At 66.8% G+C, this 26,621-nt stretch carries 22 protein-coding genes; 10 read left to right on the forward strand and 12 right to left on the reverse strand.

Features of this window, described 5'->3' with window-relative positions; translation table 11 throughout:
* Positions 1-20: 20 nt before the first annotated feature.
* The 8 genes from J3P31_RS09580 to J3P31_RS09615 form a co-directional block, all read right to left on the reverse strand.
* On the reverse strand, positions 21-797 hold the full coding sequence (locus J3P31_RS09580; RefSeq protein WP_210528208.1) for a dienelactone hydrolase family protein: 777 nt from the start codon (positions 795-797) through the stop codon (positions 21-23).
* 519 nt (positions 798-1,316) lie between these two features.
* On the reverse strand, positions 1,317-2,006 hold the full coding sequence (locus J3P31_RS09585) for an NnrU family protein (protein WP_210528209.1): 690 nt from the start codon (positions 2,004-2,006) through the stop codon (positions 1,317-1,319).
* Positions 2,003-2,230: an NnrT protein gene (locus J3P31_RS09590; protein WP_210528210.1), complete on the reverse strand. Its 228-nt coding sequence runs from the start codon at positions 2,228-2,230 to the stop codon at positions 2,003-2,005. The genes J3P31_RS09585 and J3P31_RS09590 overlap by 4 nt, the downstream gene beginning before the upstream one ends.
* Positions 2,227-2,400: a hypothetical protein gene (locus J3P31_RS09595; RefSeq protein ID WP_210528211.1), complete on the reverse strand. Its 174-nt coding sequence runs from the start codon at positions 2,398-2,400 to the stop codon at positions 2,227-2,229. Before J3P31_RS09595 ends, J3P31_RS09590 begins: the two co-directional genes overlap by 4 nt.
* Positions 2,401-2,402: 2 nt before the next feature.
* Positions 2,403-4,319 carry a nitric oxide reductase activation protein NorD gene (locus tag J3P31_RS09600; protein ID WP_210528212.1) on the reverse strand — a complete coding sequence of 639 codons (1,917 nt, stop codon included), beginning with the start codon at positions 4,317-4,319 and terminating at the stop codon, positions 2,403-2,405.
* 4 nt (positions 4,320-4,323) lie between these two features.
* Complete coding sequence (locus tag J3P31_RS09605) at positions 4,324-5,121, reverse strand: CbbQ/NirQ/NorQ/GpvN family protein (RefSeq protein WP_210528213.1); 798 nt, start codon at positions 5,119-5,121, stop codon at positions 4,324-4,326.
* 3 nt (positions 5,122-5,124) lie between these two features.
* Complete coding sequence (locus J3P31_RS09610) at positions 5,125-6,465, reverse strand: cbb3-type cytochrome c oxidase subunit I (protein WP_210528214.1); 1,341 nt, start codon at positions 6,463-6,465, stop codon at positions 5,125-5,127.
* Between the two features lie 15 nt (positions 6,466-6,480).
* Positions 6,481-6,933: a c-type cytochrome gene (locus tag J3P31_RS09615; protein ID WP_210528215.1), complete on the reverse strand. Its 453-nt coding sequence runs from the start codon at positions 6,931-6,933 to the stop codon at positions 6,481-6,483.
* A 145-nt stretch (positions 6,934-7,078) separates the two neighbouring features.
* Here J3P31_RS09615 and J3P31_RS09620 point away from each other — a divergent pair, with 145 nt between their 5' ends.
* Complete coding sequence (locus J3P31_RS09620) at positions 7,079-7,306, forward strand: DUF1858 domain-containing protein (RefSeq protein WP_210528216.1); 228 nt, start codon at positions 7,079-7,081, stop codon at positions 7,304-7,306.
* On the opposite strand, the gene J3P31_RS09625 is transcribed toward J3P31_RS09620, so the two are convergent.
* Complete coding sequence (locus J3P31_RS09625; RefSeq protein ID WP_210528217.1) at positions 7,293-7,991, reverse strand: Crp/Fnr family transcriptional regulator; 699 nt, start codon at positions 7,989-7,991, stop codon at positions 7,293-7,295. The two genes, J3P31_RS09620 and J3P31_RS09625, sit on opposite strands and share 14 nt — an antisense overlap.
* A gap of 98 nt (positions 7,992-8,089) precedes the next feature.
* Between J3P31_RS09625 and J3P31_RS09630 the strand changes: the two genes are divergently transcribed.
* Entirely contained in the window at positions 8,090-8,527 is a 438-nt protein-coding gene (locus tag J3P31_RS09630; RefSeq protein WP_210528218.1) for a pseudoazurin, read from the forward strand.
* Between the two features lie 299 nt (positions 8,528-8,826).
* On the opposite strand, the gene nirK is transcribed toward J3P31_RS09630, so the two are convergent.
* A complete protein-coding gene (gene nirK / locus J3P31_RS09635) occupies positions 8,827-9,975 on the reverse strand; it encodes a copper-containing nitrite reductase (protein WP_210528219.1) in 1,149 nt (382 codons plus the stop codon).
* A gap of 232 nt (positions 9,976-10,207) precedes the next feature.
* Positions 10,208-10,627 carry a hypothetical protein gene (locus tag J3P31_RS09640; RefSeq protein WP_210528220.1) on the reverse strand — a complete coding sequence of 140 codons (420 nt, stop codon included), beginning with the start codon at positions 10,625-10,627 and terminating at the stop codon, positions 10,208-10,210.
* A gap of 162 nt (positions 10,628-10,789) precedes the next feature.
* Between J3P31_RS09640 and J3P31_RS09645 the strand changes: the two genes are divergently transcribed.
* The 4 genes from J3P31_RS09645 to J3P31_RS09660 all read left to right on the forward strand — a co-directional run bounded on the left by J3P31_RS09645 (position 10,790) and on the right by J3P31_RS09660 (position 16,172).
* The gene (locus tag J3P31_RS09645; RefSeq protein ID WP_210528221.1) at positions 10,790-11,947 is read left to right on the forward strand and encodes a LacI family DNA-binding transcriptional regulator; all 1,158 of its coding nucleotides are present in this window, start codon (positions 10,790-10,792) and stop codon (positions 11,945-11,947) included.
* A 657-nt stretch (positions 11,948-12,604) separates the two neighbouring features.
* Positions 12,605-14,848, forward strand: a complete 2,244-nt coding sequence (locus tag J3P31_RS09650) for a calcium-binding protein (RefSeq protein ID WP_210528222.1) — start codon at positions 12,605-12,607, stop codon at positions 14,846-14,848.
* Between the two features lie 347 nt (positions 14,849-15,195).
* Positions 15,196-15,726, forward strand: a complete 531-nt coding sequence (locus J3P31_RS09655) for a VPLPA-CTERM sorting domain-containing protein (RefSeq protein WP_210528223.1) — start codon at positions 15,196-15,198, stop codon at positions 15,724-15,726.
* Positions 15,727-15,851: 125 nt separating this feature from the next.
* On the forward strand, positions 15,852-16,172 hold the full coding sequence (locus J3P31_RS09660; RefSeq protein ID WP_210528224.1) for a hypothetical protein: 321 nt from the start codon (positions 15,852-15,854) through the stop codon (positions 16,170-16,172).
* Positions 16,173-16,994: 822 nt separating this feature from the next.
* Here J3P31_RS09660 and J3P31_RS09665 read toward each other — a convergent pair.
* Complete coding sequence (locus J3P31_RS09665; protein ID WP_210528225.1) at positions 16,995-18,590, reverse strand: winged helix-turn-helix domain-containing tetratricopeptide repeat protein; 1,596 nt, start codon at positions 18,588-18,590, stop codon at positions 16,995-16,997.
* A gap of 315 nt (positions 18,591-18,905) precedes the next feature.
* On the opposite strand from J3P31_RS09665, the gene J3P31_RS09670 reads away from it, so the two are divergent.
* The 4 genes from J3P31_RS09670 (at position 18,906) to ctaD (ending at position 26,621) form a co-directional block, all read left to right on the forward strand.
* Positions 18,906-20,933, forward strand: coding sequence for a DEAD/DEAH box helicase (locus J3P31_RS09670; protein WP_210528226.1), 2,028 nt, complete (start codon positions 18,906-18,908; stop codon positions 20,931-20,933).
* Positions 20,934-21,134: 201 nt separating this feature from the next.
* Entirely contained in the window at positions 21,135-22,871 is a 1,737-nt protein-coding gene (locus J3P31_RS09675) for a sensor histidine kinase (protein ID WP_210528227.1), read from the forward strand.
* A gap of 124 nt (positions 22,872-22,995) precedes the next feature.
* Positions 22,996-24,063: a cytochrome c oxidase subunit II gene (locus J3P31_RS09680; RefSeq protein ID WP_210528228.1), complete on the forward strand. Its 1,068-nt coding sequence runs from the start codon at positions 22,996-22,998 to the stop codon at positions 24,061-24,063.
* On the forward strand, positions 24,060-26,621 hold the full coding sequence (gene ctaD, locus J3P31_RS09685) for a cytochrome c oxidase subunit I (protein WP_210528229.1): 2,562 nt from the start codon (positions 24,060-24,062) through the stop codon (positions 26,619-26,621). The genes J3P31_RS09680 and ctaD overlap by 4 nt, the downstream gene beginning before the upstream one ends.

A 26,621-nucleotide genomic window follows, 5' to 3' on the forward strand; every position in this document is an offset into this window, starting at 1 on the left:
CGCCAGACGGGGTGTGACGCTCATGAGCCGGGTTTCGCATCCGGGCGGTCCGTCCCTGCCGACATCTCATCGATCAGGAGCGCGAGGCGGCGCCAGTGCCGCTCGGCCCCCTCCGGGTGGAAGGCGGGGGTGTCCGGCACGGTCCAACCATGGGCGCAGCCGACATAATTCTCGAGCGCGTGATCCACACCCGCAACGCGGAGTGCCTCCGCGAGGCGCGTGGACTGTTCGGGCGGAAAGCTGGTGTCCTCGCCTGCCATGCCGACATAGACGCGTGCCCTGATGCCACTGGCCAGGTGGTGCGGGCTGCGTTCGTCCAGGGTGGCTAGATTGCCCCCATGGAAGCTTGCCGCCAGCGCGATCCGGTCGCCAAAGGTCCCAGCCGCCCGGAACGCCGCGGTCCCGCCCATGCAGTAGCCGACGACGCCCAGCGGTCCCGACGCACCATTCGACCGCAGCGCATCCAGATAAGCCCTGGTGTCCCGCATCATCATGTCCGGGGTGGTGGCCCTGGCGCGCGCGAAGACGGCTGCTCGAGCACTTTCATTGGCCATCGTGGCTCTCACGTCGATGGCCTGATAGTCGCCGGCGCGGTAGAACAGGTCGGGCAGCAGGACCAGCACGCCGAGCTCGGACAAACGCTCTGCCATCTGCTCCATTGCCGGCCGGAAGCCTAGGGCATCCATGAACAGGACCACACCCGGACGCTGGCCCGACGCGGACTGAACGACGGGCAGGAATATCCGTGCGCGGGCCGTTCCATCCGCGGCATGGATCGAAAGCTCTTCCATCAGCATCTGGGCTCCGGGGTTAAGGGACAGCTCAGTCCGCCTGAGCTTTCATGCTGCGGAACTGTAGCCCAGCGTCGCACGCAGTCGCCCCGTCGCGATCACGCCGACACACAAAAGGAGATCAAATGCGGTGGTAAAGAGAGCGGGCCATGACCCCGAAGCGCCGAACTGGCCTCCTTAGGCCGGAACTCATGTCGGTCTTGGGGAAAGGCTAAGTGTTGGCGTCCCGGGTGAGGGGCAGGTCGATGGTGATGCGCCCAGTCATGGCGCCCAGGTCGCCGGTAGCCTTGCGCGGCGCCCAAGAGGTCCGTCTCGTCGCTGGCCCCAGCAACGGGCTGGCCCGCCGCGTAGGTGCGGTCGTGTTTGATTCCTTCGCCGCGCGTTCCTCGGCGGTGCGGCGCGCTGGCTGCCCAGTGCCGGATGTGCCATTCGCCACAACCGGGCTCCTGGGTTCAACCGGGCTTGGCGTCGGCCCGTTTCCGATGAAATGATCAGGTCCCCCGGGATGCCGGGAACCCGCTCGGATCAGATCGGCAGGGGTGATAGGCCAATCACGTAGGGATGGAGCAGGAGCAGCGCAGGCCAGAGACCCAGAGCGAGGATGAGGCGCGCCAAGTTTCCGCGATCCCATCGACCGGACGTAGCCCGGACAAGGGCGCGCGGCGCGAAGATCGCGGTGCTGGCGAAGTAGGCGCCGGCCTCCTCGGCCGACAGCCTCGTTCGGGCACGCCGGTCGAAGGCCGCCATGCCGGCAAGCGCCATGGCCAGGAACCCGCCGAACAGGAGGACATGCGCCAGATCTCCGTTGGGCAGCAGGTGGGATCCTGACCAGAGGGCCAAGGCCCAGAGCAACGGATGCCGCGTCAGCGCCGCCAGTCCCGGGTCCGCGACATCTACTCTGGGCGTCCGGCGGCCCCCCAGCGTCACGGTCCGGGACGGCAGCCCAGAGACGGCGAGGGCGATCGCGATCGGCATGATCAGGTTCGGAACCCAACGCGTCCAGGGGAGCTGCGGCCAGAGCTCGACGAAGGGAGCCTGACTCGCCGCCGCGATCACCCAGGCCGTGACGGCGAGCGAGATCAGCCCGTAAAGGCTGAACCAGAGACGTCGGCCCAGCGTAGCGATCAGTCGTGCCCGGATGGCAGGACGCGCCGGCACGAAATGGGTGAGCAGGAAGGCCAGCCCGGCGACCGCGAACGACCCCCAACCAGTCATGATGCGACCTCCCCGTCCGCCTCCGCCATCAGCCGCGTCAGATGCCGCGCATAGGCCCAGGCGGCGGGAAGCCCCAGGACCAGTCCCAGCGCGCCAGCGTTCAAGGGAGACAGGACAGCCCATCCGATCCAGCTCAGGAGGAGCGAGACGAAGTAGACGTTCAGCGCCATCGCTCCGGCCGCGAACGGGTAGAGCGCCCACACCAGCATCCAGCGAGGTTTCATCGACGTGCCACGAGCCGCTGGACGGCGAGCAGCGTCAGCAGCATCGCGACCGAGGCGACGGCATACCAGAACTCGGCCTCGGAGGTCTGCGCCTGGGGAACGGGCGGGGCGAAGGGCTCGGCCATTGCGACAGCAGGCAACATGGCGAGCAGGGCGGAAAGGATACGCATGTTCAGGTCTCCCGTGTCAGGCCGTGATAGATGTCGGGGAGCGCGCGCGGAAGGCGCTCCGGGTGGGGCAGAAGGGTGAAGCCGGTGCGCCCGAAGATGCGCGCGAACCAGTCCTGGCCATCGGCATCGATGATGACGCCATGGACCGACTGGCCCAGGGCACGCGCCTCGCGCACCGCCATCCGGCTGTCCTCGATGCCGTGGATGCCTTCGTAATGGTCGAGGTCGTTCGGCTTCCCGTCCGTGAGCACGAGCAGGAGCCTCTTGGTCGCGCCCTGGAGCGCCAGTTGCGCCGACGCGTGTCGGATCGCCGCGCCGAGCCGGGTGTAATGGCCGGGGCGCAGTCCGCCGATGCGGGCGGTCACCGCGGCGGACATGGGTTCGCTGAACGACTTGCAGCGGTGCAGGAACACTCGATCCCGTCGCAGCGAGGAGAAGCCCCAGATCGCCATGCGGTCGCCCACCTTGTCGAGACCCGCCGCCAGGGCGGCCACGGAGTCCCGCGCCGTCTCGATCACGGACCGGTCGCCCGTCACGGCTTCGGTGGAGCGCGAACAATCCACGAGCAGGGCCACGGCAAGGTCCCGCTCCGTCGCGCGCGAGGCGAGGTGGATCCGGTCGCTGCCTTGGCCGGTTGCCCGGATCAGCGCCTGCGACGCGACGACGGAGTCGAGATCCAGCTCCGCGCCGTCCATCTGGCGGGGCAGGGTGACCCGCCGGGGATGCAACGCTTCGAACTGGCGCCGCACGCGGGCCGCTAGGCGGGGATCGGGCATCGTCGTCGCGCTGGCGGCCTCGGCCTCGGCCTCCAGCACCCGCGTGTGATCGGGCAGGTAGGACCGGGTGCGATGGTTCCATTCCGGGTAGGTGAAGCGGTCGGACAGGCGCTCATGGTCGGCGTCCTGGGGCGCGAGATCGAGCGAGACGCGCAGGCGGGATGCGGCACGCCGGAAATGCTGCGACAGGGTGACGTGATCCTGGTCCTCGGCCGCCTTGGCCGCATTCTCGGCGTCATCGTCGTCGGTCATGCGCGCGAGGTTGAGGCTTTCGGCCCAGGACAGGATGCCTTCGAAGCGATAAAGGATGAAGCTGTCGCGGCGGTTGGCCTGATCGAGCGTCTCTCGCCGGCCTTGCTTGCGCGAGGGAACCGCGGCGCCGGCCGGACCCGGCTCGGGTTCGGGCGAGTCGCTCGCCCCTTGTCCTGCGGCACTTCGCTCGAGCCTGGGCCAGATGGGAACGGAGGTCATCGGGACATAGCCCCGCGGCGCCGAGACGCCGGTGTCCATATCGGACAGGAGCGCTCGTGCGGGACCGTTGGCGGGCAGGTCACCGCCGAGCATCCACAGCACCAGCTCCTCGACGGCGGCCTCCGCCGCCCCGACCGGCTGGACCGCCCGTTGGGACCTGAGATGCGCGGCAAGGATGTCGCCCGTCGGCGCAAGGCCGGGGCATTGGCTCCGGACCGCGCGGCTCGCTTCGCCGATGGACCTGATCTGCATCAGATCGGCCATCAGCGGGTCATCGCACCGGTCCGGGATCCTGGCCGTCGCGGCCAGGGCCGCGATCCAGAGATAGGCCGCCCGGTTCAGATCGCGGGATGCGAAGACCGTCAGGGCAGGTGGAAGGCGAAGGCGTTCGCCGTCGAAGCTCGCCCGGTACTCCCGGGGCCAGACGCCGGCAACCTGCTCCTTCAGGCGACGGCGCCGGGCAACCACGGTCGCCGGAGCCGGTCCGATCTCCACGCCCGATGTCCCGTCGAGCGCGCGGAACAGCATCCCGGCGGACATGCGCATCTCCTCGAGCGTGACCCCATGATCCACCCCTTGGTCAGGTACGGTGGCCATCCGGCTGGCCCAGCCATGCCAAAGGTTGCCAACCGTCTCTTCGGGCTCGAGGAATTCGAGGGCTGCGTGCAGCATCTCGTCACCCGAAGACGGTGGCCGCGAGGTCGCGCAGCGCCTGTTGCGTGTCCGGGTCGTCGCTCAGCGGCTCGATGACCGCGGCTTCGAGCGCGCGGTCCACCGACATCCCGCCCGCGATCAGGCTCCCGGCATAGATGAGGAGGCGCGTGGACACGCCTTCCTCCAGGTCCATGCCCGACAGCTTGCGGATGTGCCCCGCGAGCCGGACAAGGGCCTTGGCTCGGCCATCATCGAGCCGCGTCTCGTGCGTGAGGATGCGCTGCTCCAGTTCGGGCTCGGGAAAGTCGAAGGCGACCGACAGGAAGCGCTGACGGGTGGACGGCTTCAGCTTCTTCAGGATGCTCTGGTAGCCAGGGTTGTAGCTGGCCACGAGCATGAAGTTCGCGGGCGCCCGGAGATCCTCGCCGGTGCGGTCGATGAACAGGCGGCGGCGGTCGTCCGTCAGGGGGTGCAGCACCACCGTCACGTCCTTGCGGGCCTCGACCACCTCGTCGAGATAGCAGATCCCGCCATCGCGGACGGCGCGGGTCAGCGGGCCGTCGACCCAGACCGTCTCGCCGCCCTTGAGGAGATAGCGGCCGATCAGGTCGGCTGCCGAAAGGTCGTCATGGCAGGCGACCGTGTAAAGGGGAAGGTTCAGGCGCGCCGCCATGTGCTCCACGAAGCGCGTCTTGCCGCAGCCGGTAGGCCCCTTGAGCAGAAGGGGCAAACCCTTGGCCTGAGCGGTGACGAAGATTTCGCATTCGTCACCCTTGGGCTGGTAATAGGGGACTTCGTGGACCCGGACGGGCGCATTCATGGCTCATTCTCCCGGTTGGAGGGCTGCCGGCACGGCCCGCTCACGCGGGGCGAAGGCGATGGAGTAGATGAAGAGGATCGCGCCCAGGACGACGGCTGCGCCGGCGCCGAAGCGCATCAGGTAGAAGATGGCAAGCTGGTCCTGCACTTCCATGTAGTACATGCCCATCACGCGCTGGAGATGCGTTTGCACGGTCCCCGCAAAGGTGAGCACGAAAGTCATGAAGGAGACGCCACCGGTCATCAGCCAGAACGAGGCCATGTTGAGCGACTGGTTGTAGGGCTCGCGGTTGCGGAGCACCGGCATGGCGTAGGTCATGATGGCCAGGTTCACGCAGACATAGGCGCCGTAGAAGGCAAGGTGCCCGTGGGCGGCCGTGACCTGCGTGCCGTGGGTGTAGTAGTTCACGCCGTGCAGGGTATGCAGGAAGCCCCAGACGCCCGCGCCGAAGAAGGCGACCGTGGCGGAGCCCAGCGACCAGAGCAGCGCGGCTTTGTTCGGATGGTTCCTGCGGCCCTTCCAGACCATGAGGAACGAGAAGCTCATCATCGCGAAGAACGGGATCACCTCGAGAGTCGAGAAGATCGAGCCGATCCACTGCCAGTAGCCCGGCGCGCCGATCCAGTAGTAGTGGTGCCCGGTGCCGAGGATGCCCGAGAAGAGGGCGAGCGCCACGATGACGTAAAGCCACTTCTCGATGACCTCGCGATCCACGCCGGTCAGCTTGAGCATCAGGAAGCCCAGGATCGCGGCCATGACCAGCTCCCAGGTCGCCTCGACCCAGAGGTGGACGACGAACCACCAGTACATCTTGTCGAGCGACAGGTTGTCCGGGTTGATGAGGGCGAAGATCCACAGGAGCGACAGGAGCCACAGCCCGAGCAGCAGGATGTTGGTGATCGCGGTCTTCCGCCCGGCGAGCGAGGTCAGCGAGATGTTCACGAGGAAGATCACCGCGGCGACGAGGATGCCGAGCTTGACCCAGAGCGGCTGCTCGAGGAACTCGCGGCCGCCATGGATGCCGATCAGGTAGCTGGCGACGGCGCCCAGGGTGCCGATGGTCAGGATCGCGAGCTGGACCCAGGCCAGCTTGACCGAGAAGACCTCGCGCTCGGCCTCCTCGGGGACGAGGTAGTAGGCCGCGCCGAAGAAGCCCAGGAGGATCCAGACCACCAGAGCGTTGGTGTGGATCATGCGGACGACGTTGAACGGCAGCACCGTCGCCAGGGTATTGGGCGAGACGTAGATCCAGCCCGCGAGCAGCCCCGCGAGGACCTGGACGGCGAAGAGGCCGAGCGCCACGGCGAAATACGCCAGCGCGACCTTTTGGGATTGATACTTCATGTCGGGTGATCCTTCTCAGCCGGCGTCGTTGGGCGGCCAGGACTGGGTGTCGGTGTGGTCGGCCCAGCGGAGGAACTCGGCCAGGCCGCGCGTCTCCTCCTCGGTCAGGTCGAAGTGGGGCATCTGGCGGCGCCCCTCGATCCCGGAGGGCTGCGCCTTGATCCAGCCGTCGAGCGCCTCGTAGGCCCCCTCGGCATCGTCGGCCAAGCCCCAGCGGGTCATCACGTTCCCGAGCTCAGGTGCGAAATAGGCGCCTTCGCCGTGGAGCGTGTGGCAGTTGATGCAGCTGTTCGCCTCCCAGACCCGTTTCCCCAGGGTGACCTCATCGGTGAGGGGCAGGGAGGATGTCGAGGTGGTGGCGATGTAATGGTGACTATTGGCGACCAGGGCCGCGAAAACGGCTACGAAGAAGAGGGATCCTCCGTAGAACACGTTCCGCGCCCTGGTTTTTGTCAGGATTTCCGACATGGGCTTCCTCGGACGATGGTTCGGACCTTTTCGGTCCTAGCCGGATCGCCAGGAGCGGTTGTTGCGGTTGCGCAAAGACCGGAACGATCGTCGCGGCCATGGTGCCTGTGATCCGGCCCCCGTGCCGCAAACCAGGAGATGAGTCATGGCGGCTCCGTCTGTCGACGACCCTGACCTCGCGCTGCTCAACCTGTTCGAACTGTGGCCCGGCACCGGCGCGGTGTTCCTGAAGCACCGAATGCTGTGCTTCGGATGTCCGATCGCCCCCTTTCACCGGGTGATCGATGCCTGCCGCGAATACCGCCTGGACGAAGCGGAGTTCCGCGAGGAGCTGCGGGCCGCGGCCGCGGAACCGGCCATCAGCCGCCGCTAGCGCCCGAAAGCAGCACGAGACGGTGCGGCGCGGTCACCACGATGTGCTTGCGCCGGCTTTCGACGACACCGTCCTTTTCCCAAGCCGACAGAAGGCGGCTCACAGTGTGGAGCGTGGTTCCGGTCATCTCGGCGATGTTGGACCGGGTAATGGGAAAGGCGATCTCGATCCCGCCCTCGACCGGTCGGCCGGTCTGGTTCACCATCCGCAGCACGCAGGCCGCGACGCGCTGCTCGACGGCCTGGGTGGCCATCGCGGCCATGTCGTCGTGGAGCTGGTCCAACCTCCGGCCCACGGTGGCCCAGGTTTCGGTCGCGAAGCCTTCGTAGCGTTGCACGAACCCGGCCCAGAGCCGCGTGGGCCAGGCGAGGGTAAGAGCCTCGCTGGCCGCGAGGGCCGAGGCGGGGTAGGTCGAGCGGCCCAGGGCCGACGCAATGCCGATCAGCTGCCCCGGCGGGATATGCCGCAGGATGACCTGATCCCCGCCCGGCAGGATGCGGACCACGCGCACGACTCCGTCCAGCAGCAGGAAGAAGCGGTCTGCCTCTTCCCCCGACCGGAAAACCTCTGACCCTTCGTCGTGTCGCCGCGACGTGGCCTGATCCAGGATCTCGCGGATCTGGGTCCGCTCCAGCCTGCGGAACGGGGGCAGGGGCGCGATCAGGCTTTCGTCCAGTTTCCTCACCATCGGCCTCCGAGTTTGTCGCCGCGCAACGTCCCGGCCGCGCCCATAGCCTACCACCGGGCGCAGAACAAATGCATCACGCTGGAAAGGACAGTCCGATGCTCGCCAAGATCCTCACTGTGTCATCCCTCCTGGCCCTGGTGGCCGGAGTGGCCCCCGCTGAGACCATTCAGGTCCAGCTGCTGAACAAGGGCGCCCAAGGCGCAATGGTGTTCGAGCCCGCCTTCGTGACCGCCGCCCCGGGCGATGTCATCGAGTTCATCGCGACCGACAAGGGCCACAACGTGGCCTCGATCGACGGGATGCTTCCGGACGGCGTCGAGCCCTTCGAAAGCCCCATGGGGCAGGGCTATACGCTGACCGTCGACAAGGAAGGCCTTTATGGCGTCAAGTGCACGCCCCACGCCGGAATGGGCATGGTGGGTCTTGTGCAGGTGGGGGCTGCCGCCAACCTCGACGCTGCGACCGCCGCCGCCGAGGCCCTCCGCGGAAAGGCCAAGACGCGGCTGGTCGAGGACCTGGCTCAGGTCCAGTGATCCTGGATCGATCGTGCAAGGGCGGCGGACACATGTCCGCCGCCCTTTTCTCATGTCGATTGTCCCGATCAGCGTACCTCTGGGCCGCGATTTGCCGAGTGATCGGACTCAACGCCCCGCAGGGACCTTTCGGAGGCGGCCCTGACCCTTGGTTCCATCGACAGGTCACCCCCGACCCGGCTGGGTCCTCCGGCTCCTGCACCGTCCGCTACCGGACGATCACTCCTGCGCCGTCCAACGCAACAGGGGCGGCCGTCACTGGCAGCCCCGCTGGCGTATCTGGATGGTCTGGCAAGGGGTCAGGGCAACGCTGTCCTGATCTCAAGATCTGCGTCGTACGGGGTCGGCGCGACGAGCTGTTCCATCAGGTCGTTGTTCCATTCGCCTTCGACCTTCACGTGCGCGGTGGCGCCCAGGTTCACGGCCTCGATCAGGTTGTGGTTCACGTAGGCGTAAAGGCCCGGCTGCCGGAACTGGTAGAGCGCCGCGCCCGAGGAGCCCCCGCGGATGAACCAGGTCTCCAGGTCGACCGCCGGCGGATTGTTGAACTTGCCCTGTTCCCAGACAAGGTCGCCGTGCCCGCCGATCAGGTGCGGGCGGGTGTCGCGGTTGGCTTGGTTGTGGATCATGAGGACCCGCTCACCGACCTTGGCCTTAAGCGCATTGTCTCCGGTCAGCGATCCCACACGGCCGTTGAACACGACGTGGCTGGGGATCAGCTTGTTCATCACCTCGAGCATGTCGGGATAGGCCTCGCCATGATCGGGGTAGCGCTTGAACGCGCCGTTCTGATCCCTGGGGATGTAGAAGTCGTTTTCCCCGATGTAGAAGATGCGGTCGTAGGCCACCGGCTCGCCATGCTGGTCCCGAAGGCCGTTGCGCGGCAGCACCATGATCGTGCCAGACATGCCCGAGGTGACATGCCACGGGATCATCGGGCCGCCGGGTGCGCAGTGGTAGGTGAACACGCCCGCGCGCGTGGCCTTGAAGCGCAGCTTGGTCATCTCGCCGGGGTTGATGAGCGTCAGGGCGCCGCCGCCCAAGCCGCCGGTCGCAGCATGGAAGTCGATGTTATGCTGCATCATGTTGGTCGGAGGATTCTTGAGCGTCAGCTCCACGTAATCCCCTTCGTGCACCACCATCATCGGGCCCGGCACCGAACCGTTGAAGGTCATCGCCTGCAGCCAGGCGTCGTCGGCGATCTGGATCTCCTTCTCCTGGATGCGCATCTCGAATTCGACGATGCGGGGTCCGCCGAGAGCCACCTGCTCGTGCTCGTGCACTTCGGGCGGCGCGACCAGCTCGCGCTTGATCCGGGTCAGGCCCGAAAGATCGCTCGGCGCCGAGTTCGAGGTGTCGAGACCTCCTTCGGCGAGAACGGGTTGGACCAGCATCGGTGCGGCAGCAAGCCCTGCACCGATCATCAGGGCGGCTCTGCGCGACAGCATCGTCATCTCCTTGGTTACCTGTCGAGCGGGACCTTGCCCTGACCGGTCCAAGCGGACGTTGCGGTTTCGCAAGCTTTGAACGATCTGCAGCGGACGTGGCTCCTGCTGTGCCAACCACACGCCATGTGCCGGGCCGCGCTGTCGCAGCGGGCAGGGATCCATCTGGGTCGACGGCGGGGCCTGACCGACGGATCCGGGCAACGCCGGATCCAGGCCCGGCCGGTGATGGCGTTCAGGCCGCCGCAGCCTGCTCCATCCGGTGACGGAAGTAGCCGAAGATCCTGAAGCCCTGTGCCGGGAGGTCAGCCTCCGGGGTCAGCACCATGCCTTCGGCACGGGTGCAGTGCAAGACATGTCCGGGAGCGACCCAGACGCCCACATGGGCCAGCCGATCCCCTTTCCACATGATCACGGCATCGCCTTCGGCGGGTCGCCGGACCGGCACCCAGTCGGGCTTGGCCAGTTCAGCCTTCAGCAACGTCTGGGCGACGTTCAGATCGCCGAAGGCGGCCGGCACCTCGATGTCCAGGCCGAACTCCTGGCGCCACACCAGCGCGGCGCGGTGACTGCATTCGCCCACCCCGAGAACGTAAGGAAGGCCGACGTAAGCAACGGCCCAAGCTGACGGACCCACACCATGAGAATCGGCCATAGCGACCTCCCAGTCGGCAAAAAAGGATACAATGGAATGTTGGGGTTTCGTGACTTGAAACGATTCAAGCCGAGGATTAGGACTCCGTCAAGTGATTTTTGAATCGATCCAAGTCGGGTGCGAGCTACCGGACAGGGGTCGCAGGGCAGAGGGCTGCAGGAGATGAAACGAACGCCGAACCCGATCCGGCTCCGAGACGTGGCCGAGGCGGCCGGCGTATCCCAGGGCACCGCGTCCAACGTGTTCAACCGTCCCGATCTGGTACGCGAGGAGGTTAGGGAACGGGTCCGCGAGGCCGCCAGGGTGCTCGGCTACGCCGGTCCGAGCCCGAAAGGCCGGCTTCTGCGCGCCGGCAAGGCCCATGCGATCGGCGTCGCCGCCGCCGAACCGTTGGACTACTTCTTTGCCGATCCATGGGCGCGGCGGCTGATGACCGAAATCGCCAGCGTATGCCACGCGCGCGGCGCCGGTCTGGCGCTGGTTTCAGTGGCCGAGGACCACGGGCTCGCCTGGAGCATCGAGAGCGCCTTGGTCGATGGATTCCTGTTGCGGTGTGGGGGACGTGAACTTCTTGTCGAGATCGCCCAGCGGCGCGGTCTGCCGTTCGTGGCCCTGTCGCTCGACACGAGCGAGCCGGACGTCCCGGCCGTGGACATCGACGATTTCGGCGGGGCTCGCGACGCCGCGCGCCATCTCGTGGACCTAGGGCACCGCCGTTTCGCCATCCTGGGCATCGGCGTCGGCGATGGCTCGGGCCGGTCCACTCCCGACGAGGTGCGGGCGACGCGGTTCGTGAATGTCCGCGAACGGGCGCGGGGCTACTGGGCGGCCCTTGCCGAGGCGGGCATCAAGGACACGGATGTTCCGTTCCTGAGCACCCGCAACGATCAGGCAAGCGTCGCGGCCGCCATGGAGGCGCTGTTCGAAGGAGCCGAGCCGCCGCCGACGGCCGTCCTGGCCATGTCGGATCTCGTGGCGCTGGCGGCGCTGGACTGGCTTGGCGCAAGGGGCTGGCACGTCCCGTCCGACGTCTCGGTCGTCGGCTTCGACGGCGTCCCTGAAGCGGCGGCCGCCATCCCGGCCCTGACCACTGTCGAGCAGCCCTACCGGCAGATCGCGGAACGATCCGTGCGGGCGATCCTGGACGACGACCTTCCCGTCGGCCGCGAAGTGCTGCCGCTCAGGCTGCTGGTCCGGGATAGCAGCGGGCCGCCGCCCCGTCGGACGGAAGCCGGCGCGGATAGCCGCGACACGTCGCCGGACCGCCCCAAGCCATTGGTCGCAACCGGCTTGGGCGTCAGCGTCACTGGGGAAGTCTGATCCGGGACCGCCCTCAGTTCGATGGGGTTCCCGGGCGGAGTATGTGCGTTCGTCCAGCCCAGCGACGTCGGGTGGGGTCTTGCCGTGCCTCGCTCCATAGGTGCCAGCGCATAACCTGCCGAGAGGGAGGCCCACCCGGTCCGTATGGTCCAGGGCGACGTGCAGAGGCCCAAAGCTCCCTGAGATTTTCAGATCAGGCCGAAATTCAGGACCATCTCTGGTTCATCGAAATGGCTGAACACTTGCGCAATAGATCGGCCCTTTGTGCGGAAATATTGCTACGGTTTGGGTCATGCGCCTGACCCGAACCCGAACCGCTTCGGGGTAGCCGAATAATGCTCGATAGGGTGGGTTAAGATCCGGACCCGTCAGCTTGAAGGCCGTGTGGCGAGCGGCTCGACCATATCTGCTGGATTAAATCGTTCGATTATCGCGACTGCACGTCGCGGTGCTGAACTGCGCTCAGACGGGCCGGTAAGGCACTGAAATCAGAGCTCTGCTGCATGGATCTAGGGCAGCGCGAGCCTTTCAGAAAGTCGGGATTTCCCCACCATCAGGACCGCTCGGCCTCCGTTGACAGGCCATCCGGCTGCACGCACAATTCCGCCATATTCTTCGATCTCCATATCACTTTCCCAAATCTCAAAGGGGCTTGGAATGGCTGTTATCAACGGCAAGAACGACTGGTATTATTCTGGCTACGATTATCTGTTCGGCACGAACGCCCAAGACCGTATCAATCTGTTCCACGGCGACGATTTTGCCTCGGCAGGCTCGGGAGACGATGCGGTCTTTGGGGGCTACGGCAACGACTCGATCGAAGGAGATACCGGCAACGACAACCTGACCGGCGACTACGGCAACGACAGTCTCAGCGGGGACGCCGGTCGTGACACGCTCTACGGCGGCGAGGGCGACGACCGGCTTTATGGCAACTCCTACTCCGGAGGCGGGCCGGACGGCGCCGACCGGCTTTACGGCGGTGAGGGCAACGACACCCTGGTCGGTGGCGCTGGCGGCGACGTGATGAACGGCGGGAATGGCGACGATGTCCTCGATGTCGGAAGCGGCCGCGACATGGTGGACGACGTGGTTGATGGCGGAACGGGGGTCGACCTCCTCCGGGCGAGCTACCACGAGCGCAGCTCCTTCGTCTCGTTCGCGGCCAAGGACTATCTGAGTCCGACCGCCGTGCCGGGTGGTTTCACCATCCGGAACATCGAGCAGTATGAGATCCGCGGTTCGAACTACTCGGACCGGCTCACAGGGTGGGCCATGGGCGACACTCTGATGGGGGGCAAGGGCGACGACGCGCTCTCCGGCATGGGCGGGGCCGACAGCCTGTTCGGGGCCTATGGCGACGACGTGCTGCGTGGCGGGAACGGGAACGACAGCCTTCAGGGCGACCAGACCGGATACTCGGACTGGAGCGAGACGCCGGCCTCTGCCGGGACCGACGTGCTTTATGGCGGCCGCGGGGACGATACGGCGTCCGGCGGCGACCTGGCCGACAAGATCTATGGCGAGGATGGCCGGGACAGCCTGAATGGCGACTACGGGAACGATCTGGTCGACGGGGGCCAGGGTGCCGACATCCTGACCGGAGGCTTCGATGCCGACCGGATCTACGGGGGTGCCGGCAACGACGAGCTCTATTCGTCCAACTGGCGCAGCAGCGACGATCTCCGGAACATCGACGTCCTGTTCGGCGGCAGCGGGAGCGACGAGGTCTGGGCCGGCGTCAGGGACAAGGCGGTCGGGGGCGACCAGCGCGGAACGGTCGACTTGGTCCACCTCACGTTCCAGTACCTGTCGTCGAGTGATCCCGAGTTCGACACCGGCGTGACCTATAACCTGGCGACGCAAGGCCAGAAGATGACCACGTTGGCCAACGGCACCCAGCTTGGGGGCTTCGAGGTCATCAACTTCGACGGCGGGGCCGGAGCCGACCGCGTCACCGGCGCCCGCTTCGCCGATATCCTGGAGGGGGGCCGAGGTCAGGACGTCCTGAACGGCGGCGGCGGCAACGACACCATCGATGGCCAGGCCGGGTCCGACAGGGCGGATGGCGGCTCGGGCAATGATACGTTCCATGACACGGAAGGCGTGGATGACGCCAGCTCGGACACCTACTTCGGCGGCGGCGGGGCCGACACGTTCAACGACGGGTACGGCGCTGACATCCTGAACGGCGGAGCCGGCGGGGACGTCTTCCACATGGGGGCCTATCTTCGGTCGGAGGATTTCAAGTCCGATCGGATTAACGGGGGCCAGGGATACGACCGTGTCGATTACATCGACGCCGACCTTTCGGTCCACATCGACCTGGCCAAGCAGTCCGCGAACTCCGGAGCAGCCCTGGGCGATCGGCTCTCGAGCGTCGAGCACATCGAAGGCTCCTCCCATGACGACTACATGTTCGGCGACGGGAGGGGCAATTCGCTGGACGGAGGCTCGGAAGATGACGTTCTGAATGGTCGGGGTGGCGCAGATGTCCTGGACGGGGGATCCGGTGCCGACGAACTGACCGGCGGGGGCGGCAAGGATAGCTTCGTCCTTGAGCTCGACGAAGGTTTCCTCAGCCATCCAACCTATTGGCCGCATGACATCATCAAGGACTTCAACAAGGCCGACGACGAGTTGTCGATCCTCGAGTCAGAGTTCGGCGTCGATGCGGACAACTTCAGGATCCGCAACCAGAAGAGCGTCGACGTGACGACGTCTGGACCGACCTTCGTCTTCGAGACTGACACGCACAGGCTCTGGTTCGATCAGGACGGCAAGGGCGTGGACACCGACCGGGACGGTCAGATCGACGAAAACGTCGATGCCATCCTCGTCGCCACCCTGAACGGAGTCGGAACGCTCTCCAAGGCGGACTTCGGGTTCTACGACTTCTGATCCGGCCAGGGGGCGTCGCGACCGTTAGGTCCGGCGCCCTTCGTCCTTCCAGCTTTGCTCAAGAAGCAGGCATCTGACCGATCCACGTCGTTGTGCGTCGTTCTGTCCCGGCAATGCGCCGGTCGAGCGCGAACGAGCCTTTCGTCCGGACTCCCCCGAGGAATTGGCGGTTTAGGCGCTCGGGAGGACCCATCAACCATCGATATAGGTGTTGATCTCACCCTCTGACCTAGTTGCCGCCCCGTGGCTGCTATCCGTCAGCAGTGGATTGTTTCGGGTATGACTCTAGCTCGCGACCGGGGCGTGTGATTGAGCGCCTGCAGAAAACAGTCATAAGAGGGTCTACCATGATCGACAGATTGAAGGCAGCGGGATTGGCAGCTGTGTTGCTGGCTGCACCGTGCGTGGCCTCGGCCACGACCCTTGTATCGCCGGGCGGCAGCTACGACCTCCTGAGTGACGACTTCTTCTTCGACGGGGTCTTCGAGATCGGCGACGCCGGAGACACCTATACGTTCTCCTTTACCAACACGTCCTCGGGCGGTGCGGCACTCTCCATCCTTGGAGGCACGGTCCAGCAGCTCTCCGCCGCGTTCAAGGGCGGGGTGTCCTTCGCGTTCGGGACCGCCGCTCCGGTCACGGTCGGGCAGGACGTCACGACCGGCTTCGAGGAGCCGCTGTTCGTCCAGGCCGGCCAAACGGTCGACCTCGTGCTGACCTTTGGCGAGGTCATTGACACCGGCGTCCGTAAGGGTGGCGTGGCCGACATCGACTTCGCAGTCGAAGCGGCCGTGATCCCGGTGCCGGCCGCAGGCCTCCTTCTGCTGTCCGCGTTGGGCGGAATGGCGGCCCTTGGTCGCCGCAAGAAGACCTCCTGAGCCTCAGTTGGGGGGCTGCCGGACTCGGCAGCTCCCGACCCCAAGACCGTCCGGTCGGAGTTCCGGTGCCGAGGCTCGTCCTTGGCCCTCCGATCATCTGCTTTCGTCATGAAGGGACATCGAGCATGTCTGACCTCACTCCGATCCGACCGCGAACAGCGACGAGCATCGTGGTTCATCCCGTTCACTGGGATTTCGAAGAGCCGGTCATCACAGCCCGGGTCTCGGCCGGAGCTGCCGGCATCGCTGTCCGGGACCCGGCGTTGCCGATCGGGTTCTACGAGGACGTGGTCCAAGCAGAGCCTGATGATGCAAGCCTTCTGAACATCGAGAAGATCGACGCTCTGACGCTACTGATGTGCGGGGTCGTCCTGCTGACCTGCGTCGCGGGCTGGGCGGCCACCGTCAGTCTCGTCAAGGCCACTCTGCAGCTTGCCCTCGGGTAGCTAAGCCGGCCTTTAGGGAAGAGCATCTGGACAAATCGACTGTTTCATCGATAGTTGCATCATGTTCATCATCTATAGGCTTAGGATGGCACCGGCGCTGGATGCGTGAAGTTGCTCCTTCAGAACTTCGTGGTCTCGCTCAACTGAGGGGTGCTCGGATTCCCGCCGGGGCAGCTCTTCAGCGGGAGGTAGCGATGGGCGTGCCATTCGCTGCCTCCCAGCCCGGGCACCCGTTCCTGGACCGATGCTGCCCGCAGGCCCCGGTCGGGGCCACTGGCCCGAACGCCCGGCTCAGCCAGCGATGAGCAGTCGTCGTGGGTGCTAGACACGCTTCGTTCTTGAACTATCCGGGCCAAGCCTGTTGGCGTCTGGACTCTCGCGGCACGGTGACGCCGGCCCTCGCATCCAGAGTGTGATCTGTTGCAGCGAACTGGGCTGCTCGGCGCACCCATCCTGCGCCGCTCTGAATATCAGGGTATGAGCCTGCCGACCTGATGTCAGCCGCGACCCGAGAAGATGGGGGACGGATCATCCTTGGTCGCGATGCTTGGATCGACCCCGATGTCGTCCAAAAGATGTGGCGGAAGGCGACCTATGGCGTCCTGCAACTGGCGGTCATGGCCTGACCGACCGCCATGGCTGATGACTCCGACCGGATGAAAGTCGGCAAGGTGCTGGAGAGTCGCAAAGAACGAGAGGCTGGGCGTCCTGCGGGCGGCAAGCATGGGAACCACTCCTGGCAACTGAGAACGGCACGTCGTCCAGGCAGGATGCGCCACCGCGCCTTTCGGGTCCTGAGAGAAGGACGAAATCCGGACGAAATTACTTGGCTCGGTAGTCCGATACATTCGTCATTGCGCCTCGAGCCTCGCCCTGTTCGGGAAGTCCGGCCTTACGAAGGCTGGCAACCGCAAGCTCCAGCTTGCGAGCGTCCTTATACCGCTGGGAACGGCGGATCTGCTCCATCCCGAAGCTGGGAAAGAGACGTCGCAGCGAAGCCACCTCCCGGGCCGCCTCGGCCTCATAGCCCTGTAGAGCGAGGATCATCGCCAGATTGGCATAACCATAAGGGTCGCTGGGCTCCGCATCCCGGTAGCGCCGGGCCTGCTCCGCCGCGCCCGGGCGACCGGCCCAATGGTTCGCCAGCGCGAGGTTGTACAGGTACCAGTTGGGGGGTCGGGGCGAGAGGCTGAACGCTGTGTCGAAGGCCACGAGAGCACCGTGCGGGTCGTCGCCGTAGATCTGGACCAGCCCCAGCACGGCATAGTTCCACGAATTGCCGGGCGCCAGGTCGCAGCTTCGGCGGCATTGTGCGACGGCCTCCTCATGGCGGTCGCGGAGGAATGCGACCAGTCCAGCCAGCATGTGACCCCCGGCAACCCCGAAATTGGCAGCCAGAGCCCGTTGGGCTTGCTCCTCCGCCTGGAGCAGCGCCAGCTCGGGATCGGCGGACAGGTAGAACCGGGCATCGCACCAGTGAGTGAGGCCGAGCAGGACCATCGCCGTGACATAGCCGGGGTCGATGTCCAAAGCCTCGCGGAGCAACAGCCTTGCCCGGAGGTTGTCGCCTTCGTTGAATCGAAGGAACAGGTCCCTGGCAACGACCATCTTCTCCCAGGCTGCAAGGTCCCGAGTCTGCCCGTCCCAGAGCCGGGCAAGCTCGCCGTAGGTCAGCTTTATTTGAAGTGCGACAGCGACTTGCCGGGTGATCCGATCCTGGAAGGCGAAGACGTCCTCCCGGGTGCCCTCGAAGCGTTCGCTCCAGATCAGCGATCCGGTGACGCTGTCCACCAGTTGCGCCGTGACCCGCATCTGCTCGCCGGCCACGCGCACGCTTCCTTCCAGCAGGTAGCGGACGCCGAGCTCCTCGGCCATCTGCCGGGGCGGAATGGTCCGCCCGCGGTAGACGGCCGTGGCGGCCCGCGAAACGATGAAGATCTCCCGGACCAGCGACAGGGCCCTGATGATATCCTCGGTCAGCCCCGTGGCGAAGTAATCCTGATCGTGGTCCCGGCTGAGATCCTCGAACGCAAGCACGGCGATGGCCGGTTTGTCCGACCGCTCCGGACCGGACGCGGCAACGGTGGCTGGCCCACGGACAATGTGCCCCGAGAAGAGGTAGCCCCGACGGGGAACCGTCCTGAGCAGGCCCCCTCCATCGTCGCCGAGCGCGCGACGGAGTTCCGAGATGCACTGGGTCAGTGAATCCTCGGTGACCGTGACATCGGCCCAGACCGTATCGAGCAGCTCATCCCGCCCGATGATCCGTCCTGCGTTCGAGACCAGATGAGTCAGCACGGCGTAGGTCTTGGGTCGTAGCGCGATCTCCTGATCCGCATGGCGCAGGGTGCCGGCCCCAAGATCGAGGGTATAGCCGTCGAACTGGTAGACTGGCCCTGGTGGCGCCGTGGTCATCATCGTCCGCCTCAGCCTCTCCGACCGGGAAAGGTGCGATCGCCTAAAGGACCGATGAACGTAAGTCGCGCAACAGTGTCTCATTGCAGGCCCGGATCGGCAAGCGTCATGGAAGCCAGGGCCAGCCGTCAGGCCGGGGCGCTCTGGACGAACGGGATGGAGTGGATGCGGGTGGCGACCCCGCTCGGACGACCGGAGGGCAATATTACCCTTGACCCCAGCGGTTCAGGGCTTCAGTGGGACGTCAAACGCGCGTCGCCCGTCCTGGCCGTCGCGATGCGCACCGCCGCGCCGACCTAGCTGAATCGGATCTCCCGAATGATACAGACCCTGTCCGATGCGCTCGTCGAGCGTGGATACGACAACCTGACTGCGGTGCAGCAGGCCGTCACCGACGCTGAACTCCGCACCTCGGACCTGCTCGTGTCGGCCCAGACCGGATCGGGCAAGACGGTGGCCTTCGGCCTGGCGATCGCCCCTACGCTGATGGGCGAGGCGGATGTCCTTGGTCCGGCGGAGGCGCCCCTGGCGCTGGTCGTCGCTCCCACCCGGGAGCTCGCGTTCCAGGTCATGCGGGAGCTGGCATGGCTCTACTCCAAGGCCGGCGGTCGCGTGGTGTCCTGCGTGGGGGGCATGGACATGCGGGACGAACGCCGTGCGCTCGAGCGTGGGGCGCATATCGTCGTGGGCACGCCGGGCCGGCTGCGTGACCACATCCAGCGCGGATCGCTGGACATGTCGCACCTGCGCGCCGTGGTGCTCGACGAGGCGGACGAGATGCTGGACCTCGGCTTCCGCGAGGATCTGGAGTTCATGCTCGGCCAGGCGCCCGAGGAGCGGCGGACGCTGATGTTCTCGGCCACCGTGCCCCCGCAGATCGCCAAGCTCGCCGCCCAGTACCAGCGGGACGCCGTTCGCGTGACGACGCTGTCCGGCACAAGCCAGCACGCCGATATTGCGTATCAGGCCATGCGGGTCGCCCCAGCGGACGCCGAGAACGCCATCATCAACGTCCTCCGCTATCATGACGCCAGGAACGCCATCGTCTTCGCCAACACCCGCGCGGTGGTGAGCCGCCTGAGCGCCAGGTTCTCCAACCGCGGTTTCTCGGTCGTGACCCTGTCAGGCGAACTCAGCCAGAAGGAGCGCACCCATGCCCTCCAGGCGATGCGCGATGGACGGGCGCGGGTCTGCGTGGCCACGGACGTGGCGGCGCGCGGCATCGACCTTCCGAACCTCGAGCTCGTCATCCATGCCGAGCTCCCCTCGAGCGCCGAAGGCCTGCTCCACCGTTCGGGCCGGACGGGTCGGGCGGGCCGCAAGGGCACCTCGGTGATGATCGTTCCGCCGAAGGTCGTCCGAAAGGCCGAGAACCTGCTGCGGATCGCGCGCATCGAGGCCGAATGGACCGTCGCACCCTCGGCCGACGAGATCCTTCGCCGTGACGAGGAGCGCCTGCTCTCGGATCCGGTCTGGACCGAGGAGCTGTCCGACGAGCAGAAAGCCTTTGCGGCACGACTCCTGGAAGCATACTCGCCCGAGCGCATCGCAGCCGCGTATCTCCTGCTCCACCGCGCCGGCAAGTCCGCGCCGGAGGAACTGGGCTGGGCCGATGCGCCCGCCGAGCCCAAGCCGCGCAAGGCGGCATTCGGCCCCAGCGTCTGGTTCTCGCTGTCGGTAGGCAAGGAGGATCGTGCCGAGCCGCGCTGGCTCCTGCCGCTGATCCTGCGGGCGGGACGCTTGGACAAGAGCGCGATCGGGGCGATCCGCGTGCAGCAGTCCGAGACCTTCGTGGAAATCGCTCGCGATAGCGCCTCCGGGTTTCTGGCGACCCTCGGCCCCCGGGCGGAACTTGAGGACGGCGTCACGGTCCGGCAACTGGACGGAGCCCCCGACATGTCGTCCCGTCCGACGGCCAAGCCGCGGGCCAACCGGCGCAAGCCGGGGCAGGACGTGGATGACGCCGGTCCCGTGCGCTCGCGGGCGCCCCGACCGCAGGACGAGGGTGCGGAGCGGGACGACCAGACGCGCGACTTGGCTCCGTCGGACCCGTCGCCCGAGCCGACTGGACGGTCCACGGAGGTGAACGACAGGGCTGGCAGAGAATCCACCGAGGCGGACGCCCCGACCAGCAAGCCGCGAGCAGCCAAGAAGGCCAAGACCGCCTCCACCGAGTCTGGCAGCCGGACCAAGGCCAGTCGCTCGGACGCGTCGCTGGCGGTCACGCCTCATCGCGGCAAGTCCTTCGGCGGCAAGCCAGCCGGCCCCACCGGTCCGAAGGACAGGCGGGTCCGATCCCGTCCGGGCAATGATGGCGGACAACCGCCCCGGCGCGGCAAGCGGTGAACCGGGCCTAAGGTCGCTGCCTGCGGCGGTGCCCCGATCCAGGGCGCATCGGCGCGAGAGGCCCTGTCCATCCGGAACCTGACGGCAGATCCGGCCCGGCCAGAGATCACGGCTTGCAGGTTCCCGGGCCCCCCATGCTAGGCTCGCAAAGGCTCGTCCGGCTTGCCGGCGGACCGGGGCTTGGGGGACTGGATACCGTCGATGCGCCTTTCGGTCGCTCAGCGCGTCATTGCGATCACGGCGTCCGCGCTGATCCCGATCCTCTTGGCCCTGCTCTACAACGAGATCGCACTTCGACAGAGCCGGGAGGCCGAGGTGCGTGGGCTTGCGCTCGCTGCTGCGACGCAAGCGGCGCTTGAGATGGAGCGGCTCACCTCCGGGTCGGCTGGGATCCTGCAGGCGATCGCCGCAGCCCCGGCGGTCCAGTCGTTCGACCGCGAGCCGTGCACCCGGTATCTGGACCGTCTCAAGCCCCTTCTCCCGCAGTTCAAAAGCATCATCGTCACGGACACGATGGGGCGAGTGGCTTGCCGCGACGACCTGTCCGACATCGACCTTGATGTCGCAGAGCATGCCTATTTCCAAGAGGCGCTTGCCGCGAAGGGGCGTCTTGTGGTGGGCGACTTTACGGTTGCCCGGGTGACGGGCGACAAGGTGCTGCCCCTGGCCCTGGCCGTAACGGGCGCAGACGGCCGAGCTGTCGGGGTCGTCACGGCAGTCCTCGACCTCGAATGGCTTGCGGGGTCCCTGCGCGAGAGAAAGATCGCCGCCAACGGATCGCTGACCATCGCCGACCCTCAGGGCGTCATCATCGCGCGCGAACCCTTTCCGGAGCGCTTCGTCGGGACCACGATTCCCGACAGCTTCCAGTCCTTCGTCCATAGCGACGCGCCAGGGACCGCCGAGGTCCTGAGCCAGGACGGGACCACGCGCATCCTTGGCTTTGTGCCGGTCGGGGCCGCTCCAGCAGGTCTTTATGTCAGTGCGGGCATCTCCCGCAACGAGGCGTTCCGCCCAATCAACCTTGCCATGGCGCGAACCTTCGCCCTCACATCGGCGGCGGCGATCCTTGCGGCGCTCCTGTCGTGGGGCCTGGGCCAGCGCCTGGTCCGGGGGCCGGTGTCGCAGATCGCGTCCGTGCTGGCCGCCCGGAGGTCCGGCAATGACGATGCCCGGACGCGGATGAAGTCGAGGGATGGCGAGATCGAGGCTCTTGGGGCCGAGTTCGACAGCTACATGGATGAGTTGAACGCCAGCCGCGCCGAGCGCGACCGGGTCGAAGCCGAGCTGCGGTCGATGGCCCGCGAAACGGAGCGGCTTGCGCAGCGCAACGAGCTTCTGGCCCGCGAGATGAGCCACCGGGTGATGAACAGCTTCCAGCTCATGGAAAGCACGTTCAGCCTCCAAAGCCGCCGCATCTCGGATCCGGTTGCCCAAGCCGCGGTTCGCGACGCTGAGGAACGCCTCAGGGCCATGGCGCTGGTCCATCGCCAGCTGTTCCGGCTGACCCGCGACGAGGTGCAGAGCCTCGATGCCGGCGCCTACCTGCGTGGCCTGGCGCGGGAGCTTGAGGCGGCGTTCCTGGCCGGGAACCAGTTCGACCTCGAGGTCGAGGCGGGGGAAGGCATCCTGCTGGCCCCGGCGCGGGGCATCGCTCTGGGCCTCCTCGTCACCGAGCTGGTCATCAACGCGGTCAAGCATGCCTTCCGGGGCCGCGATCGGGGGTCGATCCGGATCGTCCTCTCGATGGTCGGCGAAGGCAGCCTTCGGCTTGTGGTGGCCGATGATGGCACCGGTCTGCCGCCGGCCGAGACCAGGTCCGGGTCGGGAGGGGTCGGGATGAAGCTTCTCGACGGCTTCGTGCGCCAATTGGAGGGCACGCTCGCCATAGAGGGACCCCCAGGGACGCGCTTCGTGGTCACGTTCCCTGCCGGATAGACGGCCAGTCGGGACGATCCCGACGGCGCGGACAGGACGCGGGACTTCGCTCGCCGGAGGCGGTTGCTTCCCTTCGGGCCGGGCTAGATCTGACACGTATGTAGCTGGTTCAAGCGGAAGGTGGATGACGACGCGGGCCAACCTGTCCTTGCCCTCTGCCGGACGCCAAGCCGGACCCGGACTGACCTCGGGCTCGGCTCGGGAACGGTTGGCACTCGGCCCGTCCAGTCAGCTTGGGTGCTGGTGGGTGCTGGCGCCGTTCCTGTTGACAGCCTGCGACGGCCCGCAATCCGCGCTGTCCACCGGAGGCGCTGACGCCGCACAACTCGATCGCCTGTTCACCGTCATGCTGGTCGGGGCCGTCGTCCTCTGGCTGGGGATCAATGGCCTGTTCCTTTACGCCACGCGGAGGGGCGGGCGACCGGTCTCGCGCGGGTGGGCGGAGGCGCTGATCATCGGCGGGGGCATCGGGTTGCCGGTCGTGGTGCTCACCGCGCTGCTGTCCTATGGCCTGTCGATCATGCCGGACCAAAGGGCCGTCGGCGAAGGCCTGAGGCTTCGCGTCACCGGCGAGGAGTTCTGGTGGCGCGTGGAGTACTGGCCCGACGGAGCCGATGCGCCCATTGTCGCCGCCAACGAGATCCGCCTGCCGGTCGGGCAGCGCACCGAGATCGAGCTTGCCTCGACGGGCGTCATCCACTCCCTCTGGCTGCCTGCCCTGGGTGGCAAGACGGACATGATCCCTGGACGGATCAATCGGATGTCGCTGCATCCGACGCAGGAGGGGCTCTGGCGCGGCCAGTGCGCCGAGTTCTGCGGGCTGTCCCATGCGCTCATGGCACTCCAGGCCGTGGCGATGGAGGAGGGCGATTTTCGTGACTGGCTGGCGCGGGAGGCCGCACCGGCCGGGGGGGCGGGTGGCGCCGGCGCCGCCATCTTCGCCGCCCAGGGCTGCGGAGCCTGCCATGCCGTCCGGGGCACCGGAGCCCGCGGCGCCGTCGGTCCCGATCTCACGCATCTGGGCGCGCGCGGCTCCGTGGCGGCCGGCATCCTGCCGATGACCCCGGAGGCCATCGCGGACTGGATCCGCGACCCGGCCGCCTTCAAGCCCGGGGTCCGGATGCCAGCCTATGCTCACCTGCCCGAGGATGAGCTGACGGCCTTGGCCGACTGGCTCTGGAGCCTGAAATGACCCCCACGAGCGCACCACCTCCCGAGGGACCGTTCCCCCCGCCCGAGGAGCTCCTGATGCAGCCAGTTCCACCCGAGGAGTCGCGGGCTCAGGCCGAGCGCCTGCGCAGGACCTGGGAGAACCCGACTGGCTGGCGAGCCCTCAGCATCGTCAACAACTCGCAGGTGGGGGTCTGGTACACCATGACGGCCTTCGCCTTCATGCTGGCGGCGGGTGTGCTCGCGCTGCTCGTCCGCGTGCAGCTGGCCGTGCCGGACAACGATTTCCTGTCGGCGGACCGCTACAACCAGTTCTTCACCATGCACGGCTCGGCGATGATGTTCCTCTTCGCCGTGCCGATGTTCGAGGCGGTGTCGATCCTGCTTCTGCCATCGCTGCTTGGGGCGCGCGACCTGCCGTTCCCCCGGCTGTCCGCCTACGGCTACTGGTGCTTCCTGATCGGCGGCGTCTTCGTGCTGGGCTCGGTGCTCTTCGACGCCGCGCCACGCGCCGGCTGGTTCATGTACCCGCCGCTCTCCGTCGAGGACGAGGGCGTGGGATCGGACATCTGGCTTCTGGGCCTGTCCTTCATCGAGGTCGCGTCCATCGCCGCCGCCGTGGAGCTGATCGTCGGCGTCCTGAAATGCCGCCCGCCGGGGATGCGCGTGAACCTCATGCCGCTCTATGCCTGGTACGTGCTGGTGGTCGGCGGCATGATCCTGTTCGCCTTCCCGCCGCTGATCGCCGGGGACCTGCTCTTCGAGCTGCAGCGGGCCTTCGACTGGCCGTTCTTCGACCCAGAGCGGGGGGGCGACCCGCTACTTTGGCAACACCTGTTCTGGATCTTCGGTCACCCGGAGGTTTACATCATCTTCCTGCCCTCGATCGCGCTGACGGCGATGATCGTGCCCACCTTCGCGCGGCGGCCGATCGTGGGCTATTCCTGGATCGTGCTGTCGGCGGTCGGGACGGGGTTCCTGAGCTTCGGGCTCTGGGTCCACCACATGTTCACGACCGGGCTGCCATCGATGTCGCTGGGCTTCTTCTCGGCGGCCTCGGAGGCGGTGGTGATCCCGACGGGCATCCAGCTCTTTGCCTTCGTGGCGACGCTGCTGGCCGGGCGGGTCAAGATGGGGCTACCAATGCTGTGGATCGCGGGGTCGCTGGCCATCTTCACGGCCGGGGGACTTACGGGGGTCATGGTGGCGGTCGCGCCGTTCGATTGGCAGGCGCATGACACCTATTTCGTGGTGGCGCACCTGCACTATACGCTGTTCGGCGGCTTCGTTTTTCCGGTGATCGCGGGCGCCTACTACTTCTATCCGTTGATCAGCGGGCGAATGCTCTCGGAACGGTTGGGCCGCTGGGCCTTCTGGCTGATCTTCACGGGCTTCAACGTGAGCTTTCTGCCCATGCACCTCACGGGGCTACTGGGAATGCCGCGCCGGGTCTTCACCTATCCGAGCGGTCTGGGCTGGGATACGCTCAACCTCGTGTCCACCGTGGCGGCCTTCGTCATCGCGGCTGGCTTCGCGGTGCTGGCCTGGGACCTGATCCGTCCCAAGGGGCGGGAACGTCCGGCCCGCCGGAACCCCTGGAACGCGGGCACCCTCGAATTCACGCCCGACCCTGACGAGGATTGGGGGGCGCGGTCCGTCCCCTACATCGACACCCGCTATCCCGTCTGGCAGCAGGACCGCCTTGTCGAGCGGATCGAGGCTGGCCGGTTCTACCTGGCTGACGCCCCCGAGATGAAGCGCGAGACCCTGGTGACCTCGGTCATCGACGCCCGTCCGCTCCAGGTGCTTCGGGTGGCGGGCCCAGCCTGGATCACCATCTTCACCGCAGTCGCGACGGGCGCCGCCTTCATCCTTCCCACCTTTGAATGGTATCGGCCCGCCCTGGCGGCGACGGTGGTGGCCATCGCAGGTGTGCTCGTCTGGCTGTGGCGGACGGCAACGGTCCGGCCAGAGGCCGAGATGAAGGACGCCGGCCTGGGAATGCGGCTGCCGCTTTACGTCTCGGGGCCGGGGGCTGTCGGCTGGTGGGGCATGTGGATCACCATGCTGGGTGACGCGACCGCCTTCGCGAGCCTCGTCTTCGGAGTCTTCTTCTACTGGACCGCCCGCCCGGACTTCCCGCCGCCCGGAGCCGATTTCGCCGACGCTGCGCTGTCGGTGGCCGCCGGAGTCCTGCTGGCCGCAAGCTGGGCGCTGACGGTCGGGGCCCGTGCGACGAACCGTCGTCACCGCAGCGGGATCGCCATGCTCTGCCTTCTTGCCGCGGCGGTGCTGGCCTGCCTCGGCGGGGCGGCTTTGGTCGGCGCGGTCCACCTTCCCGACCTCGACCCAACCACCCATGTCTATCCGGCCACGATGTGGGTCCTCGTGATCTGGACATCGCTCCACATCCTGGCAGGTGTGCTGATGCAACTCTTCTGCCTGGCCGGGCTGCTCACCGGCCGGTTCACGCCGCGTTACGACGCGCCGCTGTGGAACATTGCGCTGTTCTGGCACTTCCTGGGTCTGAAGGTGCTGGTCACCGTCGCGACCGTGGCCGGCCTGCCGAGGCTCCTGTGA

It is taken from the genome of Rubellimicrobium arenae (assembly GCF_017916275.1).
In the GTDB taxonomy this organism is placed as follows: domain Bacteria; phylum Pseudomonadota; class Alphaproteobacteria; order Rhodobacterales; family Rhodobacteraceae; genus Rubellimicrobium; species Rubellimicrobium arenae.

Coding starts and splice junctions, on each gene's coding strand:
- J3P31_RS09580 (WP_210528208.1), bottom strand. CDS start 797: ATGCTGATGGAAGAGCTTTCGATCCATGCCGCGGATGGAACGGCCCGC.
- J3P31_RS09585 (WP_210528209.1), bottom strand. CDS start 2,006: ATGACTGGTTGGGGGTCGTTCGCGGTCGCCGGGCTGGCCTTCCTGCTC.
- J3P31_RS09590 (WP_210528210.1), bottom strand. CDS start 2,230: ATGAAACCTCGCTGGATGCTGGTGTGGGCGCTCTACCCGTTCGCGGCC.
- J3P31_RS09595 (WP_210528211.1), bottom strand. CDS start 2,400: ATGCGTATCCTTTCCGCCCTGCTCGCCATGTTGCCTGCTGTCGCAATG.
- J3P31_RS09600 (WP_210528212.1), bottom strand. CDS start 4,319: ATGCTGCACGCAGCCCTCGAATTCCTCGAGCCCGAAGAGACGGTTGGC.
- J3P31_RS09605 (WP_210528213.1), bottom strand. CDS start 5,121: ATGAATGCGCCCGTCCGGGTCCACGAAGTCCCCTATTACCAGCCCAAG.
- J3P31_RS09610 (WP_210528214.1), bottom strand. CDS start 6,465: ATGAAGTATCAATCCCAAAAGGTCGCGCTGGCGTATTTCGCCGTGGCG.
- J3P31_RS09615 (WP_210528215.1), bottom strand. CDS start 6,933: ATGTCGGAAATCCTGACAAAAACCAGGGCGCGGAACGTGTTCTACGGA.
- J3P31_RS09620 (WP_210528216.1), top strand. CDS start 7,079: ATGGCGGCTCCGTCTGTCGACGACCCTGACCTCGCGCTGCTCAACCTG.
- J3P31_RS09630 (WP_210528218.1), top strand. CDS start 8,090: ATGCTCGCCAAGATCCTCACTGTGTCATCCCTCCTGGCCCTGGTGGCC.
- nirK (WP_210528219.1), bottom strand. CDS start 9,975: ATGCTGTCGCGCAGAGCCGCCCTGATGATCGGTGCAGGGCTTGCTGCC.
- J3P31_RS09640 (WP_210528220.1), bottom strand. CDS start 10,627: ATGGCCGATTCTCATGGTGTGGGTCCGTCAGCTTGGGCCGTTGCTTAC.
- J3P31_RS09645 (WP_210528221.1), top strand. CDS start 10,790: ATGAAACGAACGCCGAACCCGATCCGGCTCCGAGACGTGGCCGAGGCG.
- J3P31_RS09650 (WP_210528222.1), top strand. CDS start 12,605: ATGGCTGTTATCAACGGCAAGAACGACTGGTATTATTCTGGCTACGAT.
- J3P31_RS09655 (WP_210528223.1), top strand. CDS start 15,196: ATGATCGACAGATTGAAGGCAGCGGGATTGGCAGCTGTGTTGCTGGCT.
- J3P31_RS09660 (WP_210528224.1), top strand. CDS start 15,852: ATGTCTGACCTCACTCCGATCCGACCGCGAACAGCGACGAGCATCGTG.
- J3P31_RS09665 (WP_210528225.1), bottom strand. CDS start 18,590: ATGATGACCACGGCGCCACCAGGGCCAGTCTACCAGTTCGACGGCTAT.
- J3P31_RS09670 (WP_210528226.1), top strand. CDS start 18,906: ATGATACAGACCCTGTCCGATGCGCTCGTCGAGCGTGGATACGACAAC.
- J3P31_RS09675 (WP_210528227.1), top strand. CDS start 21,135: ATGCGCCTTTCGGTCGCTCAGCGCGTCATTGCGATCACGGCGTCCGCG.
- J3P31_RS09680 (WP_210528228.1), top strand. CDS start 22,996: ATGACGACGCGGGCCAACCTGTCCTTGCCCTCTGCCGGACGCCAAGCC.
- ctaD (WP_210528229.1), top strand. CDS start 24,060: ATGACCCCCACGAGCGCACCACCTCCCGAGGGACCGTTCCCCCCGCCC.